The following is a 10177-nucleotide window of genomic DNA, read 5'->3' as shown; positions in this document are numbered from 1 at the left end:
GAGGACGGACAGACGGGAACGAAGCGGCACAAGCCGGAGGATGTCGTCGCCAAGCTGCGGCAGGTGGATGTGCTGGTCTCCCCGTGGGCCAGAGCGTCGGGGACGCGATCCGCACGATCGGCGTGACGGAGGCTACGTACTATCGCTGGCGCAAGGAGTACGGCGGCCTGAAGAGCGACTAGGTCCGGCGCATGAAGGACCTGGAGACCGAGAACCACCGGCTCCGGAAGGCGATCGCAGATCTCACGCTCGACAAGCTGATCCTGCAGGAGGCTGCCCGGGGAAACTGACCAGCCCCGCGCGCCGACGCGCCTGCATCGAGCATGTGATGGACGTCCTGGACGTCTCCGAGCGCCGCGCGTGCCGTACGCTCGGTCAGCATCGTTCGACGCAGCGCAAGGTGCCGCGGGGCAGAGACGATGAGGCGGCGTTGACCGCCGATCTCGTAGAACTGGCGCGCCGGTACGGGCGCTACGGCCACCGGAAGATCGGCGCGCTGCTGAAGGCGGCCGGCTGGTTGGTCCACGACAAGCGGGTCGAGCGGATCTGGCGGCGCGATGGGCTGAAGGTGCCCGGCCGCCAGCCGAAGAAGGGCCGGCTGTGGGACGGGGATGGTTCCTGCATCCGGCTCAAACCGGAGCGGCGCGACCACGTCTGGGCCTACGACTTCGTCGAGGCGCGCACCCATGACGGGCGCAAGTTCCGGATGCTCAACGTCGTCGACGAGTTCACCCGCGAATGTCTGGCGATCCGCGTTGCGCGCAAGCTGAAGGGAGCTGACGTGATCGACGTGCTCTCGGACCTGTTCATCCTGCGCGGCGTGCCCGAGCACGTTCGTTCAGACAACGGGCCCGAGTTCATCGCCAAGTCGGTGCAGTCCTGGATTGCGGCTATTGACGCGAAGGCCGCCTACATCGCGCCAGGCTCACCGTGGTGAGAACGGCTTTGTCGAAAGCTTCAACGCGCGATTGCGGGATGAACTCCTGAACGGCGAGATTTTCTACACCCTGAAGGAGGCACAGATCATCATCGAAAGCTGGCGTCGGCACTACAACACGATCCGCCCGCACGGTGCGCTTGGCTACAAGCCACCAGCGCCGGAAGTGTTCGTGCCAGCCATGACCGCTTGGCCGACTGCGCTCGCCCAACCGGCTCCGTCGGCCAAGCTAGTCGTAGAGCAGAGGCCGACCCTGCACTAATCTTGAGCTCGGACCACCTCGTGGGGGCAGGTCATTCCGGGATGCCTAGGGGCTCGTTCATCGGCGGCATAACGTCCTGTCCTGGCATGGGCACCTCGACGGGCTTTAGGGGGGCTTGACCCTGGTCCGGGGGGACGCGTGGGCGAAGGTGGCGAGAAACCCAGTTCGCCTCGATCCAGATTGTCCGGGTTGGCCATCGAAAACCCTCCGGTCAGTGGGACAGCAGGCAGCAGACGGACGCCTGCGCCAGCAGGTCCCGCGTGACCCCGCCGAAGAACCACTCGCGCAGGCGGCTGTAGCCGTAGGCGCCTGTCACGATCAGGTCGGCGTCGAAGTCGCGCGTCGCTTTCCGGACGTCGTCGGCGACGGTCCGACCCGAGGGCTTGGCCAGATGCGCGGTCGCGTTTACGTCGTGCAGCGCCAAGTAGCGGGCCACGTCCTCGACCTCGGCCCGGTCGTCGCCGTCCGAGACGCGGAACACCTGCACCGCCTCCGCACGCCTGAGCATGGGCAGGGCGTCAGACACGGCCCGGCGCGTTTGCGGGGTGTTCTTCCAGCCCACGAGCACGCGCCTAGCCTCCAGGTGCTCGACGCCGGCCGAGACTACCAGGATGGGCTTCCCCAACCGCATCAGGACGTCGCCGGCGTCGATGGACATGCCGATCGTCACCCCCTCGTCATCCGCGTAGCGCCCGACCACGACGAGGTCCGCCGCCCGCGACTGGCCTTCGAGGAACGAGGCCGGTGACCCGAGGTCCGCGCGCCACTCGACGCGGTCGTTCAGGCAGGAGGCATGGCGAAAAACCCGCTCGACGCCCGCGAGCCGGTCCAACGCCGCCTGGCGGATCTCCTCGATGACCATGCCCATCGGCACGGCAGTCTCGCCATAGCCTCGGGGATAGTCCGGCATGCAGGCGGCAGCGCCGACGAGACGCGCGCCGAGACGATGCGCCAGTTCCGCGGCGAGACGCACCCGCGCCGGCGCGTGACGCCCGTCATCTGCCGCGACCATGATGCTGGCATAAGGCATGATGATCCCCTCGAATTGAGTCGCCTGCCGTCACCGTGCGGGTGCCTGGACTGACCGACCTTGACCTGGCTCAAGCCCGCCAGTCATGAGCCGGGAACAGGAAGCGGTCCTCGTCGGCTAAGAGCGCCGCGAGACCGTCGATGGCCGGCTCCGGATGTAGGATTACGGCGCGCGGGACCGCCCGCATGGCCTCGCGGAACGGAGCCTTGTCCTCGAAGGCATGACCGAACGGTTCGCCCCGCAGGACGTCGACGATTCGTGGCGCGATCCCGCCGGCGAGGAAGACGCCGCCCGTGGCCGAGAACATCAGCGCCATGTCGCCCGCGAACCTGCCGAGGAGGCGGGCGAACTGATGGACCGCTTCCCTGGCGACCGGGTCCGACCTCGCATCTTCGAGGACCTCGGGCGGCGCGCTCCAGCCGACGGCAGCTCCGCGCGTAGCCGCGAGGGTCCGCACGAGCCTGACGAGACCCGGACCCGACAGCACGGTCTCGGCCGTGAGCCTACCCTTGGCCGCCATCAGGGCCGACCAGGGCAGCTTGTCGTCGGGCTCGCAGGGGCCGAACCCGACGTGCCCGGCCTCGGTCGTCTGGATCAGGAGGCGGTCGCCCGCCGGAATCAGGACGGCCGCGCCCAGGCCCGTGCCCGGCCCCAGGACGAGCCGTGGTCCAACCCCTTCGACAGCCGTCCCGATCCGCGCCAAGTCGGCCGGGGCGAGGACGGTGATGGCGGCGGCGAGCGGCACGTAGTCATTGACCAGCCGCACCGCTTCCAAGCCGAACGCCTCGCCGATCCCGCCAGAGTCGAACCGCCACGGCGCGTTGGTCAGGCGCGTGATGCCGGGGGTCATCCGCCCCGCGACGGCGAGGAAGGCCGAGCGAGGCCGGACCGTGTCCTGTCGGTTGGCATAGGCCCGAATGGCGTCGACCCGGCCGGGGAAGCTGGCCGTCGGCACCTACCGGATCGGGCCTGGACGTCCTCCCGGCTCCGGAAGGACGGAGAAGCGAGCGTAGGTGCCGCCAATATCGGCCAGCAGCACGGGATGCGGCAGCGTCACCCTCAATCCTCCGAGGTGATGCCCGGAGGCGTCGCTGCCGTTCGGGCCTTGAGGCTGAGGATGTAGTCGATGACCGCGTCCATCTCGTCCCGGTCGAGCCTCAGGCTCGGCATCCGCTGGTGATGGCTCTGCAGGAACACCGCGAGCGCCGGACCGGTCGTCGACGGCATATTGGCGACCCGCAGAAAGGCCGGGCCGGCGAACGCGCCGGGCTGCGAGGCGCGGCCGATGACGTGGCACTCGCTGCAGAGCTGCGCGGCGATGGCCCACCCACGGACGCGATGGTCTTCCTCGGGACCGGCGGCCGGAGCGCCGGCGCAAGCCGCCAGGGAGGCGGCCAGAACGGCCGCGTGGCTGGCGGCCGACTGAAACGTCATGGCCGCCTCGCGATCCGAAGCAGTGCAACGGCGGTCGCGATGGCCACGCCACCGAGCGCGACGTGTGACCAGGTCGCGCCGTCGTTCGCAGCGAACCCGAGCGCCCAGGGTGCGACGAGCGTCCAGGCCCCGACGATCAGCACCGCCCTTTCGAGCACCGCCCGGAAGCGGATCTGGTTGGCGCCGTAGAGCGTGACGATGAGCAAGCCCGGCAGGAGCGCGGACCCGGCCGCGCGGGCATGATCGGTGAAGACCAGCACCCACGCCGCCAGCAACAGCGCGACGCCGGCGGCGTGCTGAATGCCGCCGATCAGGATCTCCTGCGTCCGCCAGGTCGGTGACGACGTGGCCGCGTCGGGTTGAGACATGGTCCGCCTCCCTGATGTCAGGCGTGGACCTCGGCGATGATGCAGCCGGGGTCGACGAGCTCGTTGACGGGCGCCAAGACCGTGAGGTGGCCGCCGGTCGGCGCGGCGATGTCGTGCAAGGCCTCGCCGATACGGACGGCCGCCACGGCCTCTCCGGCCCGCACACGCGCCCCGTCCGCCACGAACCACCGCTCCAGAATGCCCTCGGGCAGCATCCCCGTTGACCAGAGCTCCTCGGCAACATGCACGTCGGCCATGATCATCTCCCACATCCCGACGCCCGGTTGGCGGCGCTTCGATGAGGAAATGCCGTTCCGTGGAGGACGGCGTTGATCTCGGTCAAAGGCGCCTCGACGCCTGCCCACTAGCGCTACGCCAAGCACGCGCTCGCTCTATCGGGCAGGCTCGGGCCGCCACGCTCACCCGAGGCCGCGCATGCTCCTCGCCATGACAGCCAGCGTCGTCCTCGTCACGACCACAATCCTGATTCTCTACGAGACGTTGCGGCTGACCTCGGAGCACCTGTCCGAGCTGCCGGTCCCGCCCCGCGCCCGGATCCTCGCCGTGGTGCTGATGACCTTCGTCGGGCACACCGTCGCGGTTTGGATCTACGCTGGCGCCTACTGGCTACTCGTCCTCCGCCTCGGCGTTGGCGCCTTTGCAGGCACTCCGGTAACGTCCTTCGAGGACTGCCTGTACTTCTCGGTGGTGGCCTACACCTCGCTCGGCTTCGGCGACCACTTCCCGACATCCCATACCCGGCTGCTCGCCGGCGTCGAGGCGCTCAATGGCCTGCTCCTGATCGGCTGGTCGGCCTCGTTCACCTACCTGGCAATGGAGCGGTACTGGCCACTGCACGGCAAGGCGCACGCGCATCGAACCGCGCGGACCAGCCACGACAACGGGGCCGATCCGGGTCGGGAACGCTTCTTCCCGCCGGCACCGGGTGTCTGATTGCGCATCGAGCCTTGCGCTGGATCAAGGCCGCCGCTCCCGCGGGCGCCCAGCGTCTCCGCAACATCGCAATCGGAGGCGCGCCATGCACAAGTACCTGGTCACCTTCCACAAGGTCGTGCCGGACGACAGCGGCCACGAGCACCCCGCCATCCAGCGGCGGACCGTCGTCTCCGCCCACTCGGAGGCTGCCGCAGCCTGCGCGGCCCAGGCGTTGTTCTGCCAGACGGCGGGTATCGTCGACTGGCGCATGCGGGCCGACACCTGCGAGGTGGCCGAGCTCGACGGGCAGGCGGCGTGAGGAGGCGGGAATGAGCCACGGACTCACCGAACCCGTGCACTGGGAAGGGCGGCAATGGGCCGTCACCGGCTACGGCATCGAGGCGCTCGACGGCATGTACCACATCCCGTTCTCCGAGATCCCGGACTCCGAGGCCGGACGGCCGGAATGGTTAGACGGCCTATGGCGGCGCTACGGGACGGACCGCAACGACCTTGACGCGGCCCTGAGGGTCGCGCGCTCGATCAGGCACGACGCGGTGGAATCGGCGTCCTGAGCGCACCGGCCCGCTCGCGGCGCCCCGGCGTCCTTTGATCCAGCGCAAGGCGAGCCGGCCCGGCGGATCCATCCTCCTCCCATCGCGATCAGGAATGAGGATCGGGCGATGCGGGCGAACGCAGGTGAAAGGCGGCCGGTCGTGCTTGTCGCCGAGCCGCAGGCGCTACCGGGCATGTGGCTGGAGGACGCCCTCGCGAACGCCGGCTGTGCGGTGAGTGGCCCCTACGGAACCGGCGGCGAGGCCATCGGAAGCCTCGACGCGAAGCGTCCGGACTTCGCCGTGGTAAGCGTCGACCTGAACGAGGGGCCGTGCTTCCCGCTCGCCTGCGACCTTCGCCGGAGGGGCATCCCCTTCGCCCTGATTGCCGGGAACGCCCGGGTCCCGAAGGCCTTCGCGGACGTGCCGCTGCTCGGCCGACTGTTCGATGCCCGGGACATGGTCTCCGCCGTGACCGCCGGCTGCGCCGTCTCAGGTTGCCCCCGGGCCTGCCCGATGCTGGGTCGTATCGCGGCCGGGGAAGAGCTTGCGCTGGATCAATGTCCGACCGCCTGCCGGGCATAGCCTCGGGCTCGGCCAGGCGCGACCTGGACCTTGTCGAGGAGACTTACGATGGGCGACAAGCTGATCCGCCAGAACGTCATCGACGAGCTCGACTTCGACCCCAGCATCGATGCCGCCCATATCGGCGTCGCCGTGGAGAAGGGCATCGTCACGCTAAGCGGCCACGTCGCCAGCTTCGCGGCGCGCGTCGCCGCCGAGAAGGCGGCCCAGAAGGTCCGCGGCGTCCGCGGCGTCGTCGAGGAGATCAAGGTGCGTTTCGGCGGCGAAACCCCGCCGCGCGACGAGGACCTCGCGCAGCGCGCGGTGCAGATGCTCGATTGGTCCGCGACCGTGCCGAAGGATGCCGTGCAGGTGAAGGTCCAGACCGGCTGGGTGACGCTCTCCGGCAAGGTCGACTGGCAGTACCAGAAGGAGGAAGCCTATCGGGCTATCCGGCGCCTCGCTGGCGTGACCGGCATCATCAACACCATCGAGGTGGCGCCGAAGGCGAGCGCGCCCGACGTACGCGCGAAGATCCTGGCGGCGCTCAAGCGCAACGCAGAACTTGAGGCCGACGCGATCAAGGTGACGGTCAAGGACGCGAAGGTCGTCCTGCAGGGCAAGGTCAACGCCTGGCACGAGCGCCGCCTCGCCGAGACTGCCGCGTGGTCGGCGCCGGGCGTGCGCGCCGTCGAGGACCACCTCACGCTTGGCTGAAACCATCGGGATGGGCGAGGCCGCAAGGCCCGCCCGCAGCCATTCCATCGCCTGCCGATCCGGAGACGTTCCATGACCTACGCGAGCATCATGGTCGCCGTGGACCTGTCGGAAGGGGCGCGAAGCCGCGTACGCTTGGCCGCGCTTCTCGCCGACGATTTCCACGCCCGCCTGACCGGCGTCGCGGCGGAGATGCCGGATTACAGTTGGGCTCCGGCCGGTCCGACGCCGGGGGGGGCGTTCGGCATCCCCTCGATCCAGGAGGCTGTCCTGAACGACCTCCGGGTGGCCCACGAGGCCTTCGAGGAAGCCGCCGGCGGACGCAGCCGCGTCGAGTGGCGCTCCGACCTCGATTCCCCGCTGGCGTTCCTGGTCGTCCAGGCGGCGGCCGCCGACCTCGTGGTGGTCGGCCGAGGGACGGACCCCGGGCCCGCGCTGTTAGCGGTCGATCCGGCCGACGCGGTCATGCATCTTGGGCGCCCGGTATTGGTGGTGCCGCCGGGCGTCGACCATCTCGACGCCAAGCGCGTCGTGGTCGGCTGGAAGAACACCCGCGAGGCGCGCCGCGCGGTGCTGGACGCGCTACCGTTCCTGAAGCGGGCGTCCGAGGTGCTCGTCGTCTCCGTCGACGATGGCGCCGGCTCCGAGAGTCAGGACACCCTCCGTCTCCTCCAGGCGCACGGCGTCTCAGCCATCCGCGTCAGACACGATGCCCTGGGTGCCTCGACCTCCGAGGCACTCGTCGAAGCGGCCACCGAGCACGGGGCCGACCTGATCGTCGCGGGCGCCTACGGTCACGGGCGCCTCCGCGAGTGGGCGTTCGGCGGCGTCACTCGGGAGTTGCTGTCCTATGCCCCTCTCTGCTGCCTGATGAGCCATTGATGCCCGGCATCATGCGCAGCACCACGTCATGTGCAGCCCTCCTGATTCTCGCCGCGGTCGTGGTAAGCGCGTCGCCAACACAGGCGCGACCGAGGGCCGACTCGCCTGATGCGAAAGGCACGCTCGTCGAGCCTGCAAACGCGCCCCATCGGCATTGCGGAGGGTCCTGCCTGAGAAGCGGGGCCCTGCAGTGGTTCTGCAAGCCCCACCAGACTTGCAGCCTGGATTGCGGCACGGCGCCTCCTCGCATGCACTGCCACGACCCGAGGCGTTGAGGGCGGGGCCGCCAAGGTCTCGCGACGGGACAACCCCAGCAAGACCGTCCCGCAAGCGCGATACGTCAGTGGGCCATGAGTACCGGGATGCGCGCGTGCTCGACCACATGCCGGGTGACGCCACCGAGCAGGAACTCGCGCACGCGGCTGTGGGTGTAGGCACCCATCGCCAGCATGGAGGCGTTCCGGCGCCCGGCCTCGTCCAAGATGGCCGCGCCGACCGAGTTCCCATCCCCGACCGGCAGGGTGACGGCCTCGGCCACGATGCCGTGCCAGCGCAGGTAGGCGCACAGGTCCGCGGCCCGCGTCTCCTCGAAGCGTTCCGTCCGCGCATGCACGACCGTGACGCGGACGGCCTCGTGCAGCAGCGTGATGGATTGCCCGATCAGGCGTGCCGCTTCGAGACTGCCGTTCCAGGCGATCACGACGTGGTCGAGGAGGTCGTACGGGACTCCCTCGCCAACCATCAGCGTCGGTCGTCCGACCGAGAACAGGGCCGTGTCGAGCGCCCGCCCGGTGAACGAGCGCGCTGGATCGGGTCGGTCGACGATGATCAAGTCGTTCACTCGCCCGGCCAGCGTCAGGAGCGGCTCGACCTCGCCCGACAGCTCCGTCCAGGTCGCGAAGGTGGCATCCAGGCGCGCGGCCTTGTCGACCAGCGGCACGCCCTCGCGTCCGCACCAGGCTTCCAGCGCCGCTTTGCCTTCGGCCGCGGCCTCGCGCACGCCCCGCTGGATGGCCTCGATGGTCGCGCAGTCCATCGGCATGACGCTGGCCAGACTGGCTATGCCGACCATGCCGGCCATGCTGGCCATGACATAACCCGGGTCCGGCGCCATGAAGGCGACTCCGATGTGCGCGTGCAGGCGCCGCCCGAGGCGCAGGGCCGCGTCCAGGCGGCGGGTGGCGTCGATGCCTGGGGCTGTGGGGACGAGAAGACAGCGGAGGTACATCGAGGCTCTCCCTCAGCGTTCGAGCGACTTCATGTAGGCGATCAGGTCCTGCGCCTGGTCAGGGTCGAACCGGAACTCGGGCATGCTCGGATGACCGGTGCGGATGCCTTCCGTGAGCGCCTCGCCGAGATCCTCGACGGGGTAGCGCTTGTGCAACTCGCGGAAGGGTGGCGCGGCGGGCAGCGGGCTCGTCCCGACACGCCCGACGGCGTGGCAGCGGGCACAGTTGGTCCTGGCGAGGGACTCGCCCTGCTTGACCTGCCGGTCCCAGGCCTGGGCGGAGCCGGTGCCGATAAGGATGGTCAGCAGCACCAGAGCGCCCGCGTAGATGGTGGTCGCCGAGCGCATCAGTGGCTCATCAGGCAGCAGACGGGGGTCGATTGCAGGACGTCGCGGGTGGCGCCGCCGAAGACCCACTCGCGCAGCCGGCTATGCCCGTAGGCTCCCATGACGATGAGGTCCGCGTCCTCCCGCCGGGCGAACCGAAGGATCTCGTCCGCGGGGCCGATCTCCGGCTTGCGCAGTAGGTGGGTCGTGGCCTTGATTCCGTGCCCGGACAGGTACTCGGCCGCGCCCTCGGCGCCCACGTGCTGCGCGTCCGGTCCCACGGCCACCACGCAAACCTGCTCGGGCTGTCTCAAGAACGGTAAAGCGTCGTGCAGGGCTCGACGGGCCTCGGGCGTATCCTTCCAAGCCACCACGACCCGCTGGACCGCGAGGTGCTCGATGCCCGGCGGGACCACCAGCACCGGACGCCCCACCTCCATGAGCAGCCCCCCGGTGGAGGCCGCCATCGGACCGGGATCACCGTCCGCAGGTCCCTGTCGGCCGACGACCACGAGGTCGGCGGTGCGCGCCTGCGCACCGAGGAAAGCCAACGGATCGGTCGGTGCGGAGCGCCAGCTCGTCCTAGGCGCCTGCCCGGCCTCGCGCTCGAAAAGGGCCTTGGCCTCCGCGAGCTGCTCGTCGGTCAGGCGCTCCTCAAGGGCCCAGACACGCTCGACCTCCAGCATGTCGCCGACCGGCATGGGTCCGAGGACCGGACGTGCGGCGACGCCGGTCAGCTTGGACCCGAACCGTTGGGCGAGGCCGGCCGCCAATTGGACTCGGTCCGCCGCCGCGGGCCCGAGGTCGACCGAGACCATGATGTTGGAAATCTTCATGACCACCTCCCTTGGCCGGGCTGCCGGCGCGATGGAGGTACTCTGGCCCCGGTTCGCGGGGACGACCTTGATCCATCGCAAGGGCACTCGATGGGCAGTCCA

14 protein-coding genes and 1 pseudogene are annotated in these 10177 nt (G+C 69.6%); 7 read left to right on the top strand and 8 right to left on the bottom strand.

Going from position 1 to position 10177, the window contains the following annotated elements:
• Positions 1-54 precede the first annotated feature (54 nt).
• A pseudogene (locus ACTJK8_RS02375) lies at positions 55-1199 on the top strand (IS3 family transposase).
• A 211-nt stretch (positions 1200-1410) separates the two neighbouring features.
• Here ACTJK8_RS02375 and ACTJK8_RS02370 read toward each other — a convergent pair.
• The 5 genes from ACTJK8_RS02370 to ACTJK8_RS02350 all read right to left on the bottom strand — a co-directional run bounded on the left by ACTJK8_RS02370 (position 1411) and on the right by ACTJK8_RS02350 (position 4294).
• Positions 1411-2229, bottom strand: a complete 819-nt coding sequence (locus ACTJK8_RS02370; RefSeq protein ID WP_440761465.1) for a universal stress protein — start codon at positions 2227-2229, stop codon at positions 1411-1413.
• A gap of 70 nt (positions 2230-2299) precedes the next feature.
• The gene (locus ACTJK8_RS02365) at positions 2300-3184 is read right to left on the bottom strand and encodes a glucokinase (RefSeq protein ID WP_440761464.1); all 885 of its coding nucleotides are present in this window, start codon (positions 3182-3184) and stop codon (positions 2300-2302) included.
• 104 nt (positions 3185-3288) lie between these two features.
• Positions 3289-3663 (bottom strand): c-type cytochrome, encoded by a 375-nt coding sequence (locus tag ACTJK8_RS02360; RefSeq protein ID WP_063110790.1) that lies wholly within the window; start codon positions 3661-3663, stop codon positions 3289-3291.
• Entirely contained in the window at positions 3660-4031 is a 372-nt protein-coding gene (locus ACTJK8_RS02355; protein ID WP_063110791.1) for an SPW repeat protein, read from the bottom strand. Before ACTJK8_RS02355 ends, ACTJK8_RS02360 begins: the two co-directional genes overlap by 4 nt.
• Positions 4032-4048: 17 nt before the next feature.
• Entirely contained in the window at positions 4049-4294 is a 246-nt protein-coding gene (locus ACTJK8_RS02350; protein ID WP_244633273.1) for a biotin/lipoyl-containing protein, read from the bottom strand.
• A gap of 172 nt (positions 4295-4466) precedes the next feature.
• Here ACTJK8_RS02350 and ACTJK8_RS02345 point away from each other — a divergent pair, with 172 nt between their 5' ends.
• The 6 genes from ACTJK8_RS02345 to ACTJK8_RS02320 all read left to right on the top strand — a co-directional run bounded on the left by ACTJK8_RS02345 (position 4467) and on the right by ACTJK8_RS02320 (position 7684).
• Positions 4467-4985: a potassium channel family protein gene (locus tag ACTJK8_RS02345; protein WP_012317444.1), complete on the top strand. Its 519-nt coding sequence runs from the start codon at positions 4467-4469 to the stop codon at positions 4983-4985.
• Positions 4986-5070: 85 nt separating this feature from the next.
• Entirely contained in the window at positions 5071-5286 is a 216-nt protein-coding gene (locus ACTJK8_RS02340; RefSeq protein WP_440761463.1) for a hypothetical protein, read from the top strand.
• A 10-nt stretch (positions 5287-5296) separates the two neighbouring features.
• Positions 5297-5542: a hypothetical protein gene (locus ACTJK8_RS02335; protein WP_440761462.1), complete on the top strand. Its 246-nt coding sequence runs from the start codon at positions 5297-5299 to the stop codon at positions 5540-5542.
• Between the two features lie 108 nt (positions 5543-5650).
• Complete coding sequence (locus ACTJK8_RS02330) at positions 5651-6106, top strand: histidine kinase (protein ID WP_440761461.1); 456 nt, start codon at positions 5651-5653, stop codon at positions 6104-6106.
• A 48-nt stretch (positions 6107-6154) separates the two neighbouring features.
• Positions 6155-6802: a BON domain-containing protein gene (locus tag ACTJK8_RS02325; protein ID WP_012317440.1), complete on the top strand. Its 648-nt coding sequence runs from the start codon at positions 6155-6157 to the stop codon at positions 6800-6802.
• 72 nt (positions 6803-6874) lie between these two features.
• Positions 6875-7684 (top strand): universal stress protein, encoded by an 810-nt coding sequence (locus tag ACTJK8_RS02320; RefSeq protein WP_440761460.1) that lies wholly within the window; start codon positions 6875-6877, stop codon positions 7682-7684.
• A gap of 340 nt (positions 7685-8024) precedes the next feature.
• Here ACTJK8_RS02320 and ACTJK8_RS02315 read toward each other — a convergent pair whose 3' ends face one another.
• Genes ACTJK8_RS02315 through ACTJK8_RS02305 form a run of 3 tightly spaced genes read right to left on the bottom strand, consistent with a single transcriptional unit; the run spans position 8025 to position 10075 of the window.
• Positions 8025-8912 (bottom strand): universal stress protein, encoded by an 888-nt coding sequence (locus ACTJK8_RS02315; protein ID WP_024831138.1) that lies wholly within the window; start codon positions 8910-8912, stop codon positions 8025-8027.
• 12 nt (positions 8913-8924) lie between these two features.
• Complete coding sequence (locus ACTJK8_RS02310) at positions 8925-9260, bottom strand: c-type cytochrome (RefSeq protein ID WP_440761459.1); 336 nt, start codon at positions 9258-9260, stop codon at positions 8925-8927.
• Positions 9260-10075, bottom strand: coding sequence for a universal stress protein (locus ACTJK8_RS02305; RefSeq protein ID WP_012317436.1), 816 nt, complete (start codon positions 10073-10075; stop codon positions 9260-9262). Before ACTJK8_RS02305 ends, ACTJK8_RS02310 begins: the two co-directional genes overlap by 1 nt.
• Between the last annotated feature and the right edge of the window lie 102 nt (positions 10076-10177).

This window comes from Methylobacterium sp. 22177, from assembly GCF_052045615.1.
GTDB classification, from domain to species: Bacteria; Pseudomonadota; Alphaproteobacteria; order Rhizobiales; family Beijerinckiaceae; genus Methylobacterium; species Methylobacterium radiotolerans.
Note: the sequence above shows the minus strand (reverse complement) of the source record. Positions and strands in the feature narration are given on the sequence as shown.